This window comes from Burkholderia sp. MSHR3999 (assembly GCF_000833595.1).
Lineage (GTDB): Bacteria > Pseudomonadota > Gammaproteobacteria > Burkholderiales > Burkholderiaceae > Burkholderia > Burkholderia ubonensis.
In genome coordinates this window covers 1,066,011-1,086,305 of the sequence record NZ_JRFO01000006.1, presented here as the reverse complement: position 1 = coordinate 1,086,305, position 20,295 = coordinate 1,066,011, and the positions used below count along the sequence as shown (strand labels likewise).

Annotated in this window: 18 protein-coding genes and 1 pseudogene; 12 read left to right on the top strand and 7 right to left on the bottom strand. The window is 59.3% G+C overall.

Annotation, left to right across the window (positions count from 1 at the left end):
- Window positions 1-56 precede the first annotated feature (56 nt).
- From KY49_RS22270 to KY49_RS22255, 6 genes are all read left to right on the top strand, one after another.
- Window positions 57-332, top strand: a complete 276-nt coding sequence (locus KY49_RS22270) for a hypothetical protein (RefSeq protein ID WP_231636462.1) — start codon at window positions 57-59, stop codon at window positions 330-332.
- Window positions 333-599: 267 nt separating this feature from the next.
- Window positions 600-1,118 (top strand): hypothetical protein, encoded by a 519-nt coding sequence (locus KY49_RS37550; protein WP_143138069.1) that lies wholly within the window; start codon window positions 600-602, stop codon window positions 1,116-1,118.
- Window positions 1,119-1,244: 126 nt separating this feature from the next.
- Window positions 1,245-1,484 carry a hypothetical protein gene (locus tag KY49_RS36035; RefSeq protein WP_231636461.1) on the top strand — a complete coding sequence of 80 codons (240 nt, stop codon included), beginning with the start codon at window positions 1,245-1,247 and terminating at the stop codon, window positions 1,482-1,484.
- Window positions 1,481-2,551: an Imm72 family immunity protein gene (locus KY49_RS22265; protein WP_042586642.1), complete on the top strand. Its 1,071-nt coding sequence runs from the start codon at window positions 1,481-1,483 to the stop codon at window positions 2,549-2,551. The genes KY49_RS36035 and KY49_RS22265 overlap by 4 nt, the downstream gene beginning before the upstream one ends.
- A 202-nt stretch (window positions 2,552-2,753) precedes the next feature.
- Window positions 2,754-3,095, top strand: coding sequence for a hypothetical protein (locus tag KY49_RS22260; protein WP_042586641.1), 342 nt, complete (start codon window positions 2,754-2,756; stop codon window positions 3,093-3,095).
- Window positions 3,096-3,208: 113 nt separating this feature from the next.
- A complete protein-coding gene (locus tag KY49_RS22255; RefSeq protein ID WP_156162583.1) occupies window positions 3,209-3,811 on the top strand; it encodes a hypothetical protein in 603 nt (200 codons plus the stop codon).
- Between the two features lie 1,053 nt (window positions 3,812-4,864).
- Here KY49_RS22255 and KY49_RS22250 read toward each other — a convergent pair.
- Both KY49_RS22250 and KY49_RS22245 read right to left on the bottom strand, forming a co-directional pair.
- Window positions 4,865-5,622, bottom strand: a pseudogene (locus KY49_RS22250) (anti-sigma factor family protein).
- The gene (locus tag KY49_RS22245) at window positions 5,619-6,137 is read right to left on the bottom strand and encodes a sigma-70 family RNA polymerase sigma factor (protein ID WP_042586639.1); all 519 of its coding nucleotides are present in this window, start codon (window positions 6,135-6,137) and stop codon (window positions 5,619-5,621) included. The pseudogene KY49_RS22250 and the gene KY49_RS22245 overlap by 4 nt, the downstream one beginning before the upstream one ends.
- Before the next feature lie 160 nt (window positions 6,138-6,297).
- Here KY49_RS22245 and KY49_RS22240 point away from each other — a divergent pair, with 160 nt between their 5' ends.
- Both KY49_RS22240 and KY49_RS22235 read left to right on the top strand, forming a co-directional pair.
- Window positions 6,298-7,383: a catalase family peroxidase gene (locus KY49_RS22240; protein WP_042586638.1), complete on the top strand. Its 1,086-nt coding sequence runs from the start codon at window positions 6,298-6,300 to the stop codon at window positions 7,381-7,383.
- A complete protein-coding gene (locus KY49_RS22235; RefSeq protein ID WP_042586637.1) occupies window positions 7,383-7,907 on the top strand; it encodes a cytochrome b in 525 nt (174 codons plus the stop codon). Before KY49_RS22240 ends, KY49_RS22235 begins: the two co-directional genes overlap by 1 nt.
- A gap of 115 nt (window positions 7,908-8,022) precedes the next feature.
- Here KY49_RS22235 and KY49_RS22230 read toward each other — a convergent pair whose 3' ends face one another.
- From KY49_RS22230 to KY49_RS22215, 4 genes are all read right to left on the bottom strand, one after another.
- Window positions 8,023-8,286, bottom strand: a complete 264-nt coding sequence (locus KY49_RS22230) for a PAAR domain-containing protein (RefSeq protein ID WP_042586636.1) — start codon at window positions 8,284-8,286, stop codon at window positions 8,023-8,025.
- A 116-nt stretch (window positions 8,287-8,402) separates the two neighbouring features.
- Window positions 8,403-8,777 carry an ankyrin repeat domain-containing protein gene (locus KY49_RS36030; RefSeq protein ID WP_071750442.1) on the bottom strand — a complete coding sequence of 125 codons (375 nt, stop codon included), beginning with the start codon at window positions 8,775-8,777 and terminating at the stop codon, window positions 8,403-8,405.
- Window positions 8,756-14,689 (bottom strand): type VI secretion system tip protein TssI/VgrG, encoded by a 5,934-nt coding sequence (tssI, locus tag KY49_RS34840; RefSeq protein WP_063840493.1) that lies wholly within the window; start codon window positions 14,687-14,689, stop codon window positions 8,756-8,758. The genes KY49_RS36030 and tssI overlap by 22 nt, the downstream gene beginning before the upstream one ends.
- A 417-nt stretch (window positions 14,690-15,106) precedes the next feature.
- Complete coding sequence (locus KY49_RS22215) at window positions 15,107-15,364, bottom strand: hypothetical protein (protein ID WP_042586912.1); 258 nt, start codon at window positions 15,362-15,364, stop codon at window positions 15,107-15,109.
- Between the two features lie 283 nt (window positions 15,365-15,647).
- Here KY49_RS22215 and KY49_RS36025 point away from each other — a divergent pair, with 283 nt between their 5' ends.
- The 4 genes from KY49_RS36025 (at window position 15,648) to KY49_RS36020 (ending at window position 19,826) form a co-directional block, all read left to right on the top strand.
- Window positions 15,648-16,199, top strand: coding sequence for a PAAR domain-containing protein (locus KY49_RS36025; RefSeq protein ID WP_082062423.1), 552 nt, complete (start codon window positions 15,648-15,650; stop codon window positions 16,197-16,199).
- A complete protein-coding gene (locus tag KY49_RS22210; RefSeq protein WP_042586634.1) occupies window positions 16,196-17,092 on the top strand; it encodes a hypothetical protein in 897 nt (298 codons plus the stop codon). Before KY49_RS36025 ends, KY49_RS22210 begins: the two co-directional genes overlap by 4 nt.
- 99 nt (window positions 17,093-17,191) lie before the next feature.
- Window positions 17,192-17,818, top strand: a complete 627-nt coding sequence (locus tag KY49_RS22205) for a hypothetical protein (protein WP_143136273.1) — start codon at window positions 17,192-17,194, stop codon at window positions 17,816-17,818.
- 439 nt (window positions 17,819-18,257) lie between these two features.
- Window positions 18,258-19,826: a DNA cytosine methyltransferase gene (locus KY49_RS36020; protein WP_071761858.1), complete on the top strand. Its 1,569-nt coding sequence runs from the start codon at window positions 18,258-18,260 to the stop codon at window positions 19,824-19,826.
- Here KY49_RS36020 and KY49_RS22195 read toward each other — a convergent pair.
- Entirely contained in the window at window positions 19,817-20,290 is a 474-nt protein-coding gene (locus KY49_RS22195; RefSeq protein WP_080493123.1) for a very short patch repair endonuclease, read from the bottom strand. The two genes, KY49_RS36020 and KY49_RS22195, sit on opposite strands and share 10 nt — an antisense overlap.
- Window positions 20,291-20,295: the final 5 nt, after the last annotated feature.

The following is a 20,295-nucleotide window of genomic DNA, read 5'->3' as shown; positions in this document are numbered from 1 at the left end:
GTGAAATGATGCCGTTAGTGAATTGCTCGTACCACGGAATTGTTGGGGGCGAGCTCGTGACGCGAGCCGTAGCCGATCTCGTCAATGATCGTGGCAACTGGAAGGGCAGTCGTCGGGTCTTGCCGCTGACGCTTGTGCGTGACGAAATCGAGTTTCCGGGCTACATGCTTGAATCTGAAGAGGCGAAAGTGCTGGAGCTGGGCGGTACGCATGAAGGGGGGGGCGTCTATCGCTTCGACGACGACGCGTCGATGGAAACAGCTATTGGATTACTGACGGCAACCTGTGCCGACTGCCTGCGAGAATTGATGGCGGTGCAGGACGGAAGGTAGACGGGGCCATTTCACAATGGGGGTGAGGGCGACGACGTGCAGCCAAGGCTGTCCCGACGCCCGAAGACTACGTCATCTCACCGGAAATCGGTGAGATTCTCAGGATTTTCCTGACCAAATGACTTCGGGGCGACGCTACGCGAGACGTGATGCTCTCCATGCCGCCTCGTGGAGGCAAATCAGGGAAAATCCGCGCATCGCTGGCTACGTCATACGCACATTGTTTAGTGGCGGGTGTCGACCGTAGCGTTTGGACATGAACGCGCCATGCTGACAATCGAAGAAGTTGCTTCCCATAGGAGACGGGCCGAGTCGGGCGATGCGGAATCGGCCTTCATCCTGTATGAGCACTATGAAAGTCTCGGCGAGCACCAGGAAGCCGATAAGTGGCTGCTCGCGTCGACAGCCAATAGGAACGCGCCGATGGCGCAAACGCCTGATGACCCGATACCGCAGACTGCGCGAGAGCAATATAAATTGTCCGCGGAGGTGTTGAACGCAACACCGGCCGCTGCCAAATCCGGCGATATGGCTGCTGCCGAGCGGCTGTATATTCACTACTCGTTCAGTGAATATCATCAAGCTGAAGCCGATCACTGGCGCTTGACAGCTGCCCGTTGTGGCTCTGAGCGAGCGCAGTGCGATCTGGCGGTCGCGCTGATGGATGCGGACCCGCCAGAACTGGGCCAGGCCCGAAAATGGGCTGCCGCTGACAAAGCTTCCGGAAGCACGCGCGGTCACGAGCTCGTATGCAAAATCGACAGTCGATTGGGACGTACGAACTGAGACTCGAGTTGATCGAAGGTCGCTCGGTGCGGTCGACAAGTTTGTTCGCGGTCCGGTGAAACACCTTTCCGCACACTACCGTGCAATTCCTGAACCGGATGGGGGCACGGCCACGCGCCGAAGTGGTTGGAGGCGCTGGACCTGGTCAAGTACCAGTCGCAAGCATTTTCCAAACTGAAGGATTTTTGCGCGACCGTTCGTCTGGCCATTGGTCGTTCGCTTGATGCGCGCGTCGACCGGCTGTTACCGGAAAAGTGGCGGGCCGCGCTTGAGCGCATCAGCGCCGGTTTCGACGCGATTCAGGATATGGGCCGACAAGATCGTGCCGGAGGCGATCAAGGAACTGAACGCGAAGCTCAGCGATGACGAATACGATCAAGCAGTACGACATGACGGACGACGCGACGCGGCGCAAGATTTTCTGGCTGCTTCAACGCCTGACCAGTTTCTCGCTCTGGAAGCGCAAGCGCGATGCGTTTGCGATCTTCGCGAACGAATACGAGAACGCGGTGAAGACCTGGCCCGAAGATGATCCGGAGACCATGCCGGCAGACAATTTGCCGACCATTTTCGAGATTCTCGCCGCTTACGATAGAGGATTGTCCGAGCTGGCCAGAGGGTACCGGTTCGTCTGGCAGCGCGGTGAGCCGCTGCAATACGCGGTCGACCGGTATCAGCATTTGAACGCATATTTCTTCCCTCATCCCGATTACTGGGATCGCGGTGCGCAGGCTGCCCCCTACCCGCCGAAGGTCGATGCGCTGGCCCAACTGCTTCACGCATCGGAATACCAGATGGAGTATGCGCCGTTCGAGCTGGGACATACCGACCTCGCAAAACTGCGCTCGGTAGGGCTGCTGCTGTCCCCGAATGCATACAAGCACAGCTTCTACACGCTTCCGTATCCGGTGTTTCCAGCGAACTTGCCGGAGGTTTCGGAAGCCGTCGGCCCGGTGATCAAGTCCGGCGACAAGGTGCCTTGTGACGGCATCTGGGAACCCGTTGTTGTCGAGCAATCGAAGTTGCTGGGCGTCGTGCCGGTCGGCAATCGCAGTTTGCGCGGCAACGGCTGCTTCAATTATTTCATTCGCGACATTCGCGCACCGAACCTCAGCGATGACGACACGGGTGCGGTCGTCAAGACGCACTGGCGACTGTTATGGGAAGACAAGCGATACGCGGACGGCGTCATCCCCGACGAATCGCAGTACTTCCTCGAGCCGCCGTCGGCGCCGCAGCCGAATCGTGAAACCGTCGCGCCGGTCCGGACCGGCGATATCTGCCCGGTTTCCGGTGAATGGCAAACGGATGAATACGGCGGCAAGACGCTGCGCGTCGAAGCCGGGGCTGCGATGCCGGACATGTTGGTCAGGGACAATCTTGGCGAGCTCAAGGTGCACTGGGTGACGTGGCATCTGGTGAAGCGTTCGTAACGCGAAGATGCACCGATGATTCGTGCGGCTCGGCCGGGTGGATGTGGATAAGCGCGAGCGAACCAGTCGCAAGCGCTGTGTCGCATACGGCGCGAATCCCGGTATGCGTGTGCGCGTTGTTTGTCGACCGGATCGGTGCGTTGTCGGACAGCGATATGGCCGACATCGTCCGGTTGCTTGTCGCGTGAACGAGGGAACATGGATGTCGGTAATCAATTGTTCGGTACATGGCCGCGACAGCGGCGTCCGTCTGACGCGCACCGCGGCCGCGCTGCTTTACGGCGATCGCGACGAATGGGCGGCCGCCAGCCGGCTCGTTGCGCTGACGCTCGAAGACGAAGGCGTCGAATGGCGGTGCTTCATCCTCGAATCGGACGGGCCGACGGTCGTCGCGCTGGGCGTGGTGCGTGATGCCGACGGAAGCTACCGTATCACCGGCGAGGACGCAGTGTGGGCGGCGTTCGATCTGATGACGGCGACGTGCCACGGCTGCCTGATGGAAATGAAGCAGGTGCAGGATGATGCGCGCAGCGGAGATCGGTGATGGGGCCGGTGCTTTGTCATCGTCACGGAGTCCGGTTCTTCAGGAAGGCGTCGACCGGGATCGGTGCGCGCATCCGCACGCGTGGGCAGTTCGCGCCCGGCGAACTGGTCAAGGTGTCGCTCGACCGGCCCAAGGGCAGCAAGGTCGCGTGGATGCTGCGTGCGGATCTCGATGCGCATCAGGTCGATGCGAAGTACGTCGACAACGTCGCGCATGTGACGGCATTTCCGCAGATCGCCGCGCTCGAACGCGCGTGGACGCACGTCTGTCCCGCGTGCCTGGATGAACTGCTGGTGAGGTCCGGCGAAGTGCCGGATGCACCGACGTCGGACGCGCAGGCGTTCGATACGTCGATCGTGGCCGAAGGCGTGACGTGCAGCGGGTCGATCGCGCAGTGCGAGCTGCATGGTTTGATCTTTCCGACGCGATCATCGCCGGACATCGAGGAGGCGATTCTGACGATCGATGTGCTGCGCGAGGTTCGCGTAGTTCGGGTCGTCGATGCTTCAGTGGCGCATGAGCCCGTGTACTGGTTCGACGAAGCGTTTCTCCGGAAGGTATTCGGGCCCGAGATCGGGATCGCCGAATCGACGTTCCGGCTGGAAAGCCGGGCCGCTTTCGTGAAGCTCTGGAATGCGGGGGAGCGGGTTTGTCCGGTCTGCTTGCGTGAAGTGTTGCGGCGTAGCGGTGTGGTGGGTGCCGATGCGCCGGCATGAAAGTCGAGGTGCGGGAAGCCGATGGCGCCGTGATGCAGGTTGTGAATATCCGGTAGTGAAAAGGGGATGAAAATGCTGTGCCTGCGATGGCCGGCACATGCCGAAGCGCGTTCGGTGGCATGAGTGGATTGTGTCGCTCGACGTCGCTTCCAGCTGCGACATCTCCAAAATCTTCGCGCTGCACGACATGCAACGCGCTTCGATCCATCATTTGCGTTGTGGATATGCGGCGCGGAACAGAATGAAAACGCTGTGAGCGCGCTCGTCTTCACCAAATGCACGCGTCATACGACGCCGGGCGTCACATGATCGAGTCGACGGTTCTGTCGTCCAAGTTGTGGACAACCATGCTCAAGAAGAATTGAAAATGCTGTGCCTGACTCGATCGCAAGCGCGTGCGACGTGATGGACGTTTTGCGACGTCTTTGGTGACGCGTCGACCGCAAAGGTGTGGACAATCGATCTCAGAAGCAATCGGAAATTCTGTGTGTGGTATCGTGCGCGACCGCGCGCATCCGCCTGGCGATGCGGATTCTGCGACGCGATCGGATGGGAGCAGGCGTCCGCACAATGGGCGCTGCGCTGCCGGCCATTTTTCGAAGAGACCGCGCCAGGTCAAGGGCGAGAGGCGGTCATGTTGTGTCGGTCGTTGTGGATAACCGGCCCGCGAAATGACTCGAAATGCTGTGAATCGGAAAGGTGAGAGTCGATGCCTGCGGTTGACCGTATCGCGTCAATCGGCCTGCAGGCGGTCGTTCCGTGCAGATTGCCGGGGTGTTTCAATCGGGAGAAAGTGGTCGGCCGGGCTGTCGTGTTCGTTGTGGATATCCGGCTTCGAAACCAGTCGAAATGCTGTGCATTCCGAAGGTGAGGGTGAATGTTCCCGGATGAAAGCGTCGAGTCGCCGCGCTCGTTGTGGATATCCACCCTCCAAAAGGACTCGAAACGCTGTGCAATCGAATGGTGAGCGTGTGTGGCTCCGATCGGATACACCGCGTCATCCGGTGCGTGAGCGGGCGCGTTGAGCTGCAGACGGCGACCACATCGCGCCAATCACGTCTGCTCGTCGAGCGCGCGCGCGCGACGGCTTTCTCGCCGAGACTATCCACCTTCCCGACCACGGCATAGTTGAGCCCGTGCAGTGAGCCATAGCGCGCGAGCAATTCACCATCGACGCGCTTACCAGCCGCGAGCAGCCGATGCGCCGACTCAGGCGGCCGCACGTAGAAGCTCAGCGTGCGACCCGCATCGTCTTCGTACAGCACCATCGCCGCCGCACCGCGTTCGGTCGCGAACAGACGCCCCCCAACCGGCCGGAACCCCGCCGCGCTCAAATCCGGCAGCTTCGCGCCCGAACCAACGCGACGGGTGAGCCAAGTCTGCAACTCGCCCGCACTCGTCGGCGTGACATCCACGCGCGCACTGCGATCGACCACCATCAGTTTGTACGCCTCGACTGCGTCGCTCATCGGCGCGACCGCCGGCGGCGCATTCCACCCGCGCGCCTGCCAGCCGCCGAACGTGCCGAGGCCAACGCAGAGAACAAAGGATGCAGCCATCGCGAACCGCATCCGCGTGCGTTCGGCGCGTCGTGCGCGGATCGCCGCCGGATCGAGCGCCGCGTTCTCCGCCGGCAGCGGCACGCTCGCGAGCGCGGCCCGCAGCCGCTGCGCGTCCTGCCGCCAGCGCTGCACCTGTTCCGCGCGGTCCGGATGAAGCGCGAGATAGCGTTCGACCGCGGCGCGCGCGTCGTCGTCGAGCTGCCCGTCGACGTAGGCGTGGAGATCGTGTTCGTCGGGTGGGATGTTCATTTCTTCATCAACCGCAGTGAAGGGGCGGGGATTTCGCCGTCGCTGAGCTGGCGCAGCGCCTGGCGCGCGCGGGAGAGCCGCGACATCACGGTGCCGATCGGCACGTCGAGCAGATCGGCGACTTCCTGGTAGCTGAAGCCCTCGACCGCGACGAGCAGCAGCAGGCTGCGCTGCTCGTCGGAGAGGCGGCCGAACGCTTCGAGCGTCGCGCGCGCGGCGAACTCGCGTTCGGCGGACGGCCAGTGCGGCTCGTCCGGTTCCTGCAGGCGGCCGAGCAGCCACGCGTAGCGCTTCGCGCTGCGTTTCCCGTCGAGGAAGCGCCGGTACAGGATCGTGAAGAGCCAGCTGCGCAGCGACGCGTCGTCGCGGCGGCTCGACCAGCGCGACAGCGCGCGCTCGAGCGCGGACTGCACGAGATCGTCGGCCGCGTGCGCGTCGCGGGTCAGCCAGAGCGCGAAGCGGCGCAGCCGCGGGATCAGTTCGCGCAATTGATCGTCTTGGTCGGTCGAGGGCATGGCGGGCCGGTTGCCGGGTGGGGCGTGGATTCGTCGGGTAAGACGATTGCCGCGCGGCGTTATTCCACCAGCTTACGAGAAATTTTTCGATGGAATAGAGCGGGCCGGGCGGCGTCTTACTTCGATTCGACACATGACCGCATGGTCGGGAGTGACTTTCATGGAGCGATCTTCTTCTTCGCAACGCGAGCCGGGGCGAGGGTTATGGCGCTGGGCGGCGATCGGCGGGGCCGTGGTGGGCGTGGCGGCGGCGTTCGGGTATGTCGGCGGCTGGCTCGCGCCGGCGCGGTTGACGCCGCAAAAGCTCGTCGATGCGCTGCAGGCGAACGGCGGCTTGCATCCCGGGTACCGGCGCAATCACGCGAAAGGCGTGTGCGTGACCGGGTACTTCGACGGGAATGGCGCGGCGAGTGCTTATTCGACCGCACCCTTTTTCAAGGCGGTGAGGACGCCGGTGGTCGGACGGTTCGCGTTGCCGGGCGGGAATCCGTATGCGCCGGACAGCAGCGTGCCGATCCGCAGCATGGCGTTGCGGCTCACCGCGCCGGATGGGGAGCAATGGCGGACCGGGATGAACAGCATGCCGGTGTTTCCGGTGGCGACGCCGGAAGCGTTCTATGCGCAGACGGTGGCGAGCCGGCCCGATCCGAAGACCGGGAAGCCGGACCCGGCGAAGCTCAAGGCGTTCTTCGATGCGCATCCGGAGACGGCCGCGTTTCGCGCGTGGGTGAAGGGGGCGAAGCCGAGTGCGAGTTACGTCACCGAGACGTATTACGCGTTGAATGCGTTTTATCTCGTCGATGCGACGGGTGAGAAACGGGCGGTGAGGTGGCGGGTGGTGCCGGAGCAGACGGCCGGGGCGGGGGCGGTCGCGCAGGCCGGGGATCCGGATGTGTTGCAGGCGGACCTGACGCGGCGGATCGGTGACGGTGCGCAACGGTGGAGGCTGCTGCTCACGCTCGCGGAGCCGGGCGATCCGGTGGACGACGCGACGAAGGCCTGGCCAGCGCAACGGACGGCGATCGATGCGGGGACGCTGGTGCTCGATCGCGTGGCGAAGCAGGACAGCGGGCCGTGCCGGGATGTGAATTACGACCCGACGGTGCTGCCGGAAGGGATTCAGGCTTCGGGGGATCCGTTGCTGGCGGCGAGGTCGGCGGCTTATGCGGATTCGTATCTGCGCAGGACGAGTGAAGAGGCGGGGGTGCCTGGGGCTGGGCGTGTGACTTCTTCGGAGAAGCGGTGATGAAAAGCGTGTTCAGTTTGCCGGCGAGGGTGCTGCATTGGGTGATGGCCGCGATGATTTTGTCGATGCTGTTTATCGGGGTGGGGATGGTTTCGTCAGTGTCGGCGCGCCATGCGGTTTTGGTGGCGGTTCATAAGCCGCTGGGGATCGCGATTCTCGTGCTCGCTTGTGTGCGGGTTGTCGTGCGGTTGAGCTCCAGGCCGCCGGGGTTGCCGGAGGATTTGCCGGGGTGGCAGAAGGTTGCGGCGCTTGGGTCGCATCTCGCGCTCTACGCGCTGATGATCGCGATGCCGTTGATCGGGTGGGCAATGCTCTCCGCCGGCGGGTATCCGGTGACGCTCGGGGGCGGGGTGCAACTGCCGGCGATTGTTTCGGCTGATCCTGTTGCGTTTGCGTGGCTCAGGATCGCGCATCGGTGGGTGGCTTATCTGTTCTTTGCGACGTTTCTTCTCCATTTTGCTGCCGCGCTTTATCACGGGTTGGTGAGGCGGGATGGGGTGTTGAGGGCGATGGTGGGGAGGTGAATGACGGGCGTCTTCGTCACTTTCAAAGCGGCGGAGACGGCCGACGTTGAAAGTTGCACGGCCAGAGGTCTCGGGTCGTGAGCCTTTGACCGCTCTATCCGAAATTGAGGAGATGCTACTCACTCGCTAGGAATTCTTGTTGGCTGGCGATCAGTGACGCGCCACATGCCGTCTTCATTCCGTCCAGCGCTACCGCGCAGCCTTCTATCGTGTACTGGCTTGAGCCCTGGACGATCGGAAAAGTGCCGTTGCACTTTGGACACGAAACCATGTGACCGATGCCAGATGCGGGCTTGCCGTTCAAGTTCGAAAGCCCAAAGCCGTCGAGGACTGTACCGCCGTGATCCGTTGAGTCGCCCTTGCGGATGATGGCCTTCATAGTGATGGATGCCTCCGTTCAGAAATTAAATCGAACAATATCGCTCGATTACCTGGCAGGAGCATCGAGATCGGTGCTCGGTGCCATGTAATCGGTATATAAGCTATGAAGCAGACTTATTTTCCCGTTTTGAGGAGGCGAATTATTTCGGCGTTTTTGCTGATCTCGGCGACATCAAGAGGCGTTTGGTCGAATTCATTCTTCAGTTGCTTCTTGGCGCCGCACTTCAAAAGGAATTTCACCGATTCTACTTGCTTCATCATTGCCGCCTGATGAAGCGGTGTATTGCCCAAATCACCCACAATATTCACGTCGGCACCGGATTCAATCAGAACTTTCATATCGTCAACGGCACCCTTACGCGCGGCAAGATGCAGGAGAGTGTCATCTACCGCCCCTCGTTGGTTTGGATCCGTCAGTTCAAGACCCAAGAATTCAGGATGGGTCTTGTACTTCTCAAATACGGATTTCAGCTGCTCTTTTGAGGACATTTTTGTGTGCATTTCCTATTGTGATCATCCTTCAGGTTCTGAAGGCGATTTTTCCAGCCGGCAAGTTTTTGGTCATGCCGCCCTGGTAGCCATTTCTGATCCCATGCCTCGTACAATTTAATGCACTTCTCGGCATGGTCGATTTGTCGCGAAAGCGTCGAACATTCGTTACCGCCCGGAGGAGGTGGTGTATCACAGAAACCTTTAGCATATTCGTACTCTGACTGGCGTGCTTCTGTCGCGCTCTGTGCCCCGGAATTGGAGGCCGCATTTGCCATCCAGATCATCGCTCCGGCACCGACAACCGCTCCGAGCAGGCCCCCAACGATTGTGCCGATTCCCGGAAACACGGCGGTTCCGCCGGCAGCACCTAACTCAGCGCCTGCCGCTACGGTAAGTAGCCCTGTCGGATCAATGGCGTCTACAGGTCGATTATCCGCGTACGCGTAGTGGTTCCCACCACCCAGCAGTCCAATCGGGTCCTGATTGATATATCGTCCGACTTCTGGATCGTAGTACCGATGCCGGTTGTAGTACAACCCGGATTCAATATCGCGATACTGCCCGGGATACCGAATGGGGTTGTCAATCTCGGCGACAATCTGATGTTGCGTTTGCCCGTAACCATCGAAATCCACAGCCCACACGACCTTGCGGTCGTCGTCGACCAGTTCTTGCGGCGTACCTAGGTGGTCGTTCAGATAGTGATAGCGCTTGCCGTCTGCCAAGCGTGCGAGCGGCCCTTGATGATCAGGATGTGGAATATAGGTCACGACGGCGTCGTCGTGCGTAGTCGCGCCTGCATGTACTTCTTGCAGCATCCAGTCGCCGTCCCATACAAACAAGGTCATGCGCGACGGCTGACCGGCTGGCATATGAAGCTTTGCAATTCGCCGTCCCATCGCGTCATAGCGATATTCAGTGCGTCCGCCATCGACATATTCGATGCCGACGAGCTGATGTCCACCATCGTAGCGATAGCGCGTCACGCGCGGGGGCGACGCTGTCGTGTTCGATTCGGCTGTGTCCTGGCGTGACAGCAGCCTGTCAAGCAAGCTCGGCGTCGACTTGACGGATGGCATCTCCGTCATAAGCTGGGCCGTTCGTCCTGTCCGGTTGCCGTGACCGTCGTAAGCGAACTCGAGCAGGGTTCGTGTCGCCGCATCGGTCGAAATAAAGCGCGTTAGCCGGTCGCCGATTACGGGTTGTTCGTTGTCCGTGAATACGGCTTCCGGCACGTCGCCAGTCATCCTGGCCAGCAGGTTTCCAGTTGGGTCGTATCGGAACGTCTCGCTCGTCACGTCGGAAATCGCTTCCCCACCTTGTCGAGCGACATTGATTAGCCGCGCAAGTGGATCGTAGCTGTAATGCTTGGTACCGCGCCACGCATCGCGCAGCCCCGTAAGCTGTCCCGCCGTATCGTAGTCCCACGTCCGCCACTGGCGCGGTTCTGTGCGTGGCTGCCCTCGTTCGTCAAGATCCTGTAGCCGCTGTGATGCGAGTTGGCCTGCGTCGGTGTACGCGAATAGTTGGGCGATTGAACCCTGTATGTTGACGATCGTGCGATGCAGCGCATCTCGCTCGAAGCTTGCGAGCGGAACGCCATCGAGCAGCATGCCGTGGACATGACCACTTCCATAGCGCTGCCATGCCACTGTACCGGTCCCCGGGATCTGCGACTCGCTACGGTTCCCCTTTGCGTCGAGTCGATGCTGCATCCGCCAGACACGACCGTGATGCGATTGAGTTTCGGCCGTGCGTCGCCCAGCAGCGTCGTACTCGTAGGTGATTTGCGACACGTCGCCGGCGGTTGCCTGATGGCGCGCCTGCTTGAGCAGACCTCGCTCGTCGTAGGCGAAGATGGTTTGCGTACCGTCACCAAGCCGGCGCTCGATCGCATTACCGAGATTGTCGTACAGCAGCGTCGTACGAAGTTGTCCGTCTTGTCCGTGATTGATTTGTTCGATTACTTCGCCCGCAGCACTGTAACGAACCTGCTGGCGCCGGCCGTCAAATCCGCTTTGCTCGACTACGCGGCCTCGCGCGTCATACACGAAAGTGCTGCGTTCACCTTTCGCATTTGTCAGCGTCGTCAACTTGCCACGGTGATCGTATCCAAATTCGTGGGTTTCGCCTGCAGCGTCGGTCACTTTGAGAGGCCGGTTGTACGCGTCCCATGCCATGTGCGTGACGCGCCCAAGCGGATCGGTATAGGAAATCGCCCGTCCAGCTTGATCGTATGACGTTCGCCAGCAACCCAAACCGGCTGGCTTGATCGCGGTCACATTTCCCGCTGCGTTTCCGTATGTCTTGCTCGTTTGTCCGAGCGCATTCGTCTGGCTGATTTCCCGGCCGAAGGCGTCGTATGCGTATTGCGTCGTGAACCCCGAGCAGTCAGTGCGCGCAATGAGCTGACCTGCATCGTTCCATTGCATGCGCGTTACGTTGCCGAGTTCATCGGTGCGCGCGACGGGTAGCCCATGTTCGAAAACGGTCGACGTTGAGTTTCCCAACGGGTTGACTGTTTTGACGAGGTGCCCGGCAGCATCGTATTCGCGTTGCCAAATCTGGCCAGCTGGATCGGTAATCCGCGTCGGCAGGTTGTATGCGTTGTACTCGATTCGTGTCAGATGGCCCGCAGCGTCACGAATTGCGATGGGATTGCCTTGTTGGTCACTGACGATTTGTGTCTTGCGTCCGAGCGCGTCGACTCGCCCAGAGACATTCCCCATCTCATCGAATTCCGTGAGTTCGGTGCTGCCGTCCGGATGGGTGATTTGGTCGACTGCCCATAGGCCGTTGTAACGGTACGTCGTGGTATTCCCAGTTGCGTCAGTTACGCGCGTAATCTGGGCGGTTGGCAAATAGTTAAATCGCGTATCGAGAGTAATGGTTTGTTTGCCATCTTCGCCGACGGTGTAGGCGTATGTGCGCACGCAGCGAGAGGACGGCGCATCACCGTCCCATTCGGAGACGAACGTTGCGCCGGCCGGGGTCTCGTAGCTTGTGAGCAAGTGGTTCACATAGCGATACCGCCAGACTTGTCCGCCGCGATCGACCGCCTTCACCATGTCGCCATGTTCGTCGTACTGGTACGCGGCTAGCTTCTGTTTCGAATCGCCGTGTTCGTCCAGCAGGTGTACCTCGGTAATCCGTCCGTGATCGTCGTGCCGGCACGCGACGGCGTAGACGTTGTTGCGCACTTCTTGCAAGGTGCCGGTTGCTGTGTACGCGAACGTCAGCGCTTGACCGTCGCGCGTTTCATATCGCTGCAACAGGTGCCGATTCGGATCCTGCGGGTGCGGCCCGTAGGTTTCGACGAGTCCATTCGGAAAGCGCACCGCGTAGGCGGGTTGATCTGCTCGATCCTCAAGTCGGGCGAGTGTGTACTTCTCGAGCGGATGGAAGTGTTCCTGACCGATCTCGAGGGACGGGAAGTGCAGTTGCCGGCCGTCGAAATCGACATAGATCAGCTTTCGTGTGCCATCCGGTGCGGTGTGCAAAAGGACTTCCGTCGCATATTGCAACTTCCACGCGACGCCAAAGCCGCCATTTCTCTGGTCTGCGCTTCGATATCTCCGGTTCCATTGGATCGGCACCCGACCCGGCAAAGTGAAGTCGTCGTGCGCAAGCAGCTTTTGACCGGTAGCAACATCCACTGGGTGTGCACTGGTCGTTTTCTTTGCGCATTCCGCGCAGTCAGCCTCGATCACAGGCGCAAGGGCTTTTGCGTTGCCTCCGCTTTGCGTAACGGGGCCGTCGAGATAAATGCCTTTGCCTTTGAGATGGATGCCCGCCGCATCGATCGTGATCGTGCCACCCGGGCCGATCAGTTGCGCGGTCGACGACCCCGAAAGGCTTGCCTGACCTTGATCAGTGATTCGAATCTGGTTGCTATCGGCGCTCTGAACGTGATCCGGGATCTGCGGGCTGAAGTCCGGCGAGATATCGAGCGGCTTTTCCTGATCTCGCTTGACTGCATCTCCAACCGCTTTGCCACGCACGGTCACCGCGTACGTATGTCCGACATGCGCGGTCCAGTCCTGCACCACCCGGTCGACTCGGCTCAGCCCGACAGTGGTGGCCATTTGCAGCACGACGTTGCGCAAGTAAAGCCCACCCACGTTGACGTTGTAGGCAAGCCCGACGTTGAGCATCTTGCCGAGCCCCACGCTTTGCACGGATGCGAGGCCGACCGTTTCGAATTTGACACCGCCGGTGGAGAGCGTCCAGTTTCGGCCGATCTTCGCGTTCTCGTTGTTGCCGACCGATTTGTCGCGATCGTTGCCAACCGAGTGCGATTCGTCATTCTCGACTTCGATACGTTGATCCTTCTCGGCGTGCAACCAGACTTCTTCTTGTCCTCTTTTGTCCTCGAAGCGCAGCGCGTTCGCGGTGTGGGCATTTCCGCCGGTGGTCGACCGCGTCAGAATCCCGCTTTGCGTCGCGTTCGCCGGGAGTTGCCACGGCGGCATGTTCTGTGCGTTATAGACGGACGAGATGATCAGGGGGCGATCGGGATTGCCCTCGCCGAATACGATGACCACTTCGTCGCCGATTCTGGGCAACTGGATCATCCCGAAGCCGCCGCTCGCCCACGGCTGCGCGACACGAACCCAGCACGAACTCGCCTGATTTTTCTTGCCCAGCCGGTCCCAATGGAATTGGACCTTCACCCGGCCGAGTTCGTCCGTGAAGATTTCCTCCCCTTGAGGGCCGACCACGATCGCCGTCTGGATGCCATGAATGACCGGGTGCGAAATCGTCCGCAGCGGTCGGTATGGAATCTTCTTGCGAATGCACTTGAATTCGGTCACATAGGTTGCGACGCCCTGTCGTGCCTGGTAGTTGTTCGTTCCATGGTGACGAATCCAGGTCAGCAGGAATTGCCGCTCTTCGGGCTGCGCGTGTTCGTGATCGTAGTGATCCTCGATCTGCATGTAGTGATCGAGCGTGAGACGTCGACAGTTGCTTTCACCGACGAAAATCTTGCTGTGGGCGGCAAGTGCCTCGGTGCGAAACCGAGCGAGCTGTTCGCCGCGGTCGCTATCCTGGAAGCCATGCGCGCCCAGGTAATCGTAGACCTCGTAGTTGTCGACTTCGCCCTGATTGATGCCGGTGTTGTCCTCGGCCTGCCGTCTTGCTCCGGGGGCCTTGTAGTCCACGGTCTTGAGCGTCGTGCTCCCGGAGGTCAATTGCCGACGTGCCGCGAACGATGTGATTACTTGTTCGTCGTCGAGAATCTCGTCGGCCGAGTAGCGTAAGGACGGCGTGCGGCCGGGGATCGGCTTCGCGCTGACCGAGGTATCGCTGATGATCAGCTTGTGGCCATCCTTTGCATGCTCGAAATAGAAGAACAGCCCTTCCTCTTGCATCAGCCGCAGCGCGAACGTCAGGTCCGTTTCCTTGTACTGCGTGCAGTAGCTGCGATTCGCGGTCGGTTTCTGCAGGCGGAACGCGACGTCGCCGAATTTTCGATACCGACGAAACACGGCGTCCAGGATTTCCTCGACCGTCTGTTCCTGGAAGATGCGGATGTCCTGGCGACGCTCCATGAACGCGATCCAGGGTCGAGCGATTGCCTCGTAGGTTGCGAGGCCGCCATCCGTGCCGGTGTGCTCGAAGTCCGTCACATAGCCGTGAAAGTAGCGCTCCTCCGAACTGGCCATTGCGTCGGTCAGTTGCAGCGTGACCGTGACCGGCTTGCCGATCAGCTTCTTGAGCTCGATGCCGGGGTCTTGAGACGCGAATTTGAGTTTGAGCTCGAAAAGCTGTCCGAGCCCCTCTTCGCAGTCGAACTCGGTTAGCACGAGCTCTGAGCGGCCGGACAGCGGCGTCGCAATCGTGAACAATCGGTTGTTTTGTAACGCGAGAAACTGCTTCGCAATCTCGGCTAAGGAAAACGAATACATCTGCGGCCCCGGATTAATTGTTTGCGCAGATCGTACCGCATGGTTATCGAAAGGGGGAAGCGATATTAGGCAGATGTTTTAAATCTGACGTGGTATTGGAGGTCGTTAACCGAGATTGCCACGCGCGTATGAGGCATTGATTGCGATATCGGGAGATTGGTGACGATCCGGCGGGGAAACGTGCTGGGTCTTGATGTGAGCCGGGATTTTGGCCCTTGGGTGATTGGCCCTGAGTTGTGCGGTGAGCCGGACGCTTGCGGGCTCCGATGGTGAAGCTCGCTACAGCTGTGAGGCTACTTTGGGTTGTGACATTTGCTAAAGGTGACTGTTGAAAAATCACTGCGATAGTGACGGAGGGCGTTTCGCATTGGAACCAACAACCAAACAGCAAGGGCCGCACAAAGCGGCCCTTGCTTGTTACGCCGGCCGCTCTCGCTGCGCAGGCTGGCTGCAGTCCGGCGTGATGGTGATTTGCCGGGTCTTGTGATTGATGTCGAGGAAGACTCGGTCACCCGGTTCGAATCCGAACAGCTTGAAGTGGGCATCGATGACGCTCATCCATGGCAGGTACGGCCAGCCTCTCTTGGGGCGGTCTGGCGTGCTGCGGAGGATCATCGCAAGCCTGGTGTTCAGATTGCGTTTCTTTGGACGTGACTTATGATTGGCGTCAGCCATGAGCAACTCCTGGTGTGAGTTGGTTGTGGTCAGCGGGTCGTATGGGTGGCAGCCCATGCGGCCCGCGCTTTTTGCGGTGCTGCTGTTTGAGTTTACGGGAAGAAAAGCGTTTGATGAGGCCACTGCGTGTGGATTAGCCGAACGGCATATAGGGCGGTGAAAAAACGTCGGCGACAGCACATGATCAAAGCTAGACAATAGGGACATTTCGTACCTGTCCAATAGTGTGTTGGATTTCTCCATGATATGACTTCGCATACCTAATAAAACAGGGCGAAGAAAAATGAAACGGTTCTATATCAGGAAAGGAGACCTTTCGTCGAACGGTGGTGTCGTTCAAGAAGGCTTGGACCTCTTCATACACCACGGCACACCAGTGACTTTTCTCGGGGCGGAAGTTTACTGCTCGGCGTGCGAATCGACAGGCGTCATCGTCGGTCAGGGGCCTCGTTTGCCGCACACAATCATGGGTAAGGAGGCCGCGCTTGACGGTGATCTGTGCGCTTGTCGTTGTTATCCCCGTCCGGTTATGTTGGCTTCCCAAGATACCGCTTTTCAGAGTTTCGCCGCGGCAGAACTCGCCAGCATGGGCTTCTGTCCGGAAGGGAATCCACTCCCGGAGCACCGTCGTGAACAGTACGACGAACAGGTGCGAGTTGTAGACAGCGCTGGAAAGCCATTGTCCGGTGTGCCATATCACATTCGTACCGCATCCGGCGCCACGTACAAGGGGCTAACCGATAGCAAAGGGCACTGTCCTCGCGTCTATACAGACAACCCCCAACAGCTCGACATCGCTGTCGGCATCCAGGCTCTGGAAAGGTGGAAGCGATGAGCGACTACATTTATCGAGCGCCGACAAACGATCGATCAGGATCACAATACGACGTCCTCGGACATTTGATGCCCGCTCGCGTGTTCGTGCTCGTAGTTGTAGATGAGCCGGGCAAAGACGGGTTTCTCGTTCGGCGCAGCTATACGACCATTCACGATCCATACTTGCAGGCACTCCGGCTGCGGCCACTCGACGCGATGCGAGAAGTGCATCCGGAAAAATATGGGTTGTGGCCCAGGGGGCCGGGTTCGAACGCGAGCATTGCCGAGCACGTGATGGGCTACGACAAGCTAACGAGTTACATTTCCACCAGCAGCGACTTTCCGGGTGGAGCTGATCGATTCAAGGGCAAGGTAATCTTCGTTGATATCGCGAAGGCGAAGCGAGCAGGCGCAAAGCTTGTGACGACGCAGGAGATCAAACTGGAGCTGGATAGATACGCAGCACAGTATCCTCACCTGAAAAACAGGATTGCCCGTATCAAGAGTTATGCGGAAGGACTTGACAAGGAAGTGCTCGTCAAGCCGAATCCGATGGTTCCGCCGTCTGGGATTTACACCGAGCGCGGGCTGGCCGTCACACTCGGTCTGGTCAAATTCGCACGCGTGGTTCAAGTCATCGGGATCGTATTCACCGCGTACGATCTCGGCGTCGCCACAAACGCGTCGTTCGAGGCGAAGTCCGTGAAGCCGATTGAGAAAGAGGTCATTCGTCAGATGGGCGGCTGGGGTGGTGCTATTGCCGGCTGGAAGATGGGCGCAGCTGCTGGCGCGCTAGTCGGTCTTGAGACTGGACCGGGCGCCGTGATTACGGGACTCGTCGGTGGCGTCGTTTTTGGGTCCATCGGATATTTCGGCGGCGGGTTTGCTGCTGACGAGATCGTCGGAAAATGACGGGGAGTTGATGTGTCGACCTTGAAGAGAATGTTTGGCGACTTTATGGAAGGGCGCCAGAGTAGGCGTGCATCACGAGAGCTACTCGAAGAGCGAAAGGTGGCAATCGAGCAGCTTTTTGAGGCGGATCTGACGTACTTGCGCGAGACGTTTGCGGGGACGCCGATGACGCTTCAGTCGGAGTCGTTTCCGGATTATCCCGGGGCGGTGTGGATGGGAGACCTTGGCGTTAAGGCGTTCTGCGTGACACAGGATGTCGAAGTCGAACAGTTCCCTGTCTACGTCAATCTTGTGGTCGTGGGCAGGGAGCGAGTGGGGCCACGCCAGTTCGTGCGGGATGGATCGACTCATACGTTCTTTTCCAGCGCTGATCACTACTCAGGAAAGAAGGTCAGATTGCTGACGAACGATGTCGAGCTTGTTCGCTCAGTTTCGGCATCCGGATTCAATCCGCCACCGCCATGGCTTGCGTGGTACGAACTCGGGGCGTTGATCTACAACCTGCAGGGGGATGCGCAGTATTGGTATGAGAACGTGTGGGATCGGTATTGGGAGAGCCTGAGTCTGGAAGAGCAGGATGCGTTTGCCGAAAAGCGGCGATTGTCGACCAACGCCTACTTGAGCGAAGACGAGTGGGAGGAATGGCTCGGGGCGATCCGAATGAGGGACGGACGTTATCGACAGCGGCTGAGGATGGAGTACCAAAGGGGAGGCAACGAGCACTAGCTGTCAAAGATGGAGTTGTCCTGACGTGCGGCCATGCCGGAACGTCGATGATGGCTGAGTGACGACGGCCGGACGAAGCGTGACTGTTGAGATTGGTTCAGTGAGAGGCCGAAGAACGATGCGACGTTGGTCGAATGTACTATCGCTGGATCCCATGACGATAGCGTAGGATGGCCGTCGGTGTTTTTCGACGATGGCACGGGGAGTCGGATCATGGAAGAAGTGTTCCCAAGCAGGATCTTTGCGAGCAGTGTGATCGCGCCAAAAAGCGCGGTGGCCCAGACGGCCCATTCTTCAACAGGGGTCAAATGTTTATTTTCGCAAGGCGTCATCGGTCGATGTTAGGGGTTCAGGCCGCTCTGTGGCTCATCGAAAAGGCGACTATTCCTCAAGGACCTGGTAAAGTCTCGACGTACCGTCAATCAAAGCTAGGAATCACATGCGTATCCCGGTCGTAGATTTATTTGCGGGCCCCGGTGGGCTGGGCGAAGGATTTTCCGCTGTCCGCGATGAAAAAGGCGAACGGGTATTTGACATTCGAGTCTCGATCGAAAAGGACCCGGTCGCACACAGGACGTTGTCGCTTCGGGCGCTGTTTCGCGCCTTGGCGGAAGATCGCGTCCCTGATTCTTACTATGACTATATCCGGGGCGACATTTCCCTCGCGGCCTTCCACTCTGATCCGAGAGTCAAAGCGTGCTTGTCCTTGGCGAATCACGAAGCACATTGTCTTGAACTCGGAATCGATCCGGAGCAACGGGTCGATGCGCTAATTCGCGAGGCAGTCAAAGGTCGCGATGACTGGGTTCTGATCGGGGGGCCTCCGTGCCAGGCGTATTCGATGGCGGGGCGGTCGCGCCGGCGCAACGTTGATCCGACCTTTGAGGACGATCCCAAGCACTTTCTCTATAAAGAGTATCTGCGCATCATCCGCGATTTTCAGCCGGCGGTTTTCGTCATGGAAAACGTGAAGGGCATGTTATCGTCGACTCATAATGGACAACGAATCTTTGAAAGGATTATCAACGACCTGTCCGAACCGCAATCAGGTACGTTGTACGACATTCGTTCCTTCGTCACAGTTTCGCGTCCAGGTGGCTTGGCGCCTGATGACTATGTGATCCATGCGGAAAATTATGGCGTGCCACAGACGCGACATCGTGTCATTTTGCTGGGCGTCCGCGCGGATTATGCAGGTGCGCCTCATGACTTGCTTTCGTCTCTCGAGTCTAGAGTTACTGTCCGAGACATGATAGGTAACATGCCTGCTCTGCGCAGCAAGCTATCAAGGGCAGTTGACACCCCGGACGCGTGGTGTAGAGAACTAAAAGCGGCGGCTGCACGCCTCAAGGGCCTGCAGCATCCAAAGCGCGCAGAGATAAAGAATCTCATGCATGAAGCTGCACTGCGTGCTCAACATCGGATCAGCGTTGGGGGACAATTCGTTCCCGGTAGCCCGAAGCTGCCTCGGAGCGTGCCGGCTGAACTCGCGTCATGGATCATCGACGCCCGCATACGTGGAGTCTGTCAGCATGAAACACGCGGCCACATGGCCACCGACTTGCACCGTTATCTGTTCGCGTCTAGCTTTGCGCAAGTGACGGGGCAATCCCCCCGGTTGCGTGTATTTCCAGCCGGGTTGGTGCCGGAGCATCAGAATGCAACCAAAGAAGATGCGCCTTTCGATGACCGCTTCCGGGTTCAGCTATTCGATGATGCCTCGACTACGATCGTTTCTCACATTTCAAAAGATGGACACTATTACATCCATCCGGACCCTTCGCAGTGTCGGAGCCTGACTGTGCGAGAGGCCGCACGTTTGCAGACCTTTTCCGATAATTACTTTTTCGAGGGCAACCGCACGCAGCAATACCACCAAGTTGGAAATGCTGTTCCGCCGTTTTTGGCGTTTCAGCTCGGCGAATCAGTGTATCGCTTCCTCGCGCAGCCTAAGACGAATGCGGATCGAATCGACTCACGGGCAGATCTGTTTTCTGCTTACGCCTGAATCGATCTCGATGGCGCTTGCGCTGGGATTTGCGCGAACGGCGAGTCGCTCAGGAGCCAGTCGGCCATGTCGGCCTGAAGATTCGAGCGGAGTTCACCAATTCGCGTTGCGCACTCCCATACGATCAAAACGCGCCATCCAAGCGCTTTCAGCGCCTCGATCTGGCGCTGGTCGCGCTCACGGTTTCGCGCCAGCTTCTTCTGCCAGAAGTCGCGATTCGATGAAGGTATCGTAGCGAAGCGGCAATTCGCGTGCACGTGCCAAAAACAGCCGTGGACGAATATCGCCGCTTTGTGCTTCGGCAGGATCAGGTCAGGAACGCCAGGTATGTCACGTCGATGCAATCGATATCTGAAGCCTGCGGCGTGCAGCATGCTGCGCACTAACCGCTCGGGTTTCGTGTGCTTGCTGCGGATACCCGACATCATTAGGCTCCGCTTTTTGGGGTCTACGACGTCAATCACAGCGT

What these genes read in the sequence shown, in the direction of transcription:
- KY49_RS22265 (WP_042586642.1), top strand. Translation starts at nt 1,481, where the DNA reads ATGACGAATACGATCAAGCAGTACGACATGACGGACGACGCGACGCGG.
- KY49_RS22230 (WP_042586636.1), bottom strand. Translation starts at nt 8,286, where the DNA reads ATGAAGGCCATCATCCGCAAGGGCGACTCAACGGATCACGGCGGTACA.
- KY49_RS37550 (WP_143138069.1), top strand. Translation starts at nt 600, where the DNA reads ATGCTGACAATCGAAGAAGTTGCTTCCCATAGGAGACGGGCCGAGTCG.
- KY49_RS22215 (WP_042586912.1), bottom strand. Translation starts at nt 15,364, where the DNA reads ATGGCTGACGCCAATCATAAGTCACGTCCAAAGAAACGCAATCTGAAC.
- KY49_RS36020 (WP_071761858.1), top strand. Translation starts at nt 18,258, where the DNA reads ATGCGTATCCCGGTCGTAGATTTATTTGCGGGCCCCGGTGGGCTGGGC.
- KY49_RS36025 (WP_082062423.1), top strand. Translation starts at nt 15,648, where the DNA reads ATGAAACGGTTCTATATCAGGAAAGGAGACCTTTCGTCGAACGGTGGT.
- KY49_RS22245 (WP_042586639.1), bottom strand. Translation starts at nt 6,137, where the DNA reads ATGCCCTCGACCGACCAAGACGATCAATTGCGCGAACTGATCCCGCGG.
- KY49_RS36030 (WP_071750442.1), bottom strand. Translation starts at nt 8,777, where the DNA reads ATGTCCTCAAAAGAGCAGCTGAAATCCGTATTTGAGAAGTACAAGACC.
- KY49_RS22260 (WP_042586641.1), top strand. Translation starts at nt 2,754, where the DNA reads ATGTCGGTAATCAATTGTTCGGTACATGGCCGCGACAGCGGCGTCCGT.
- tssI (WP_063840493.1), bottom strand. Translation starts at nt 14,689, where the DNA reads ATGTATTCGTTTTCCTTAGCCGAGATTGCGAAGCAGTTTCTCGCGTTA.
- KY49_RS22210 (WP_042586634.1), top strand. Translation starts at nt 16,196, where the DNA reads ATGAGCGACTACATTTATCGAGCGCCGACAAACGATCGATCAGGATCA.
- KY49_RS22235 (WP_042586637.1), top strand. Translation starts at nt 7,383, where the DNA reads ATGAAAAGCGTGTTCAGTTTGCCGGCGAGGGTGCTGCATTGGGTGATG.
- KY49_RS22240 (WP_042586638.1), top strand. Translation starts at nt 6,298, where the DNA reads ATGGAGCGATCTTCTTCTTCGCAACGCGAGCCGGGGCGAGGGTTATGG.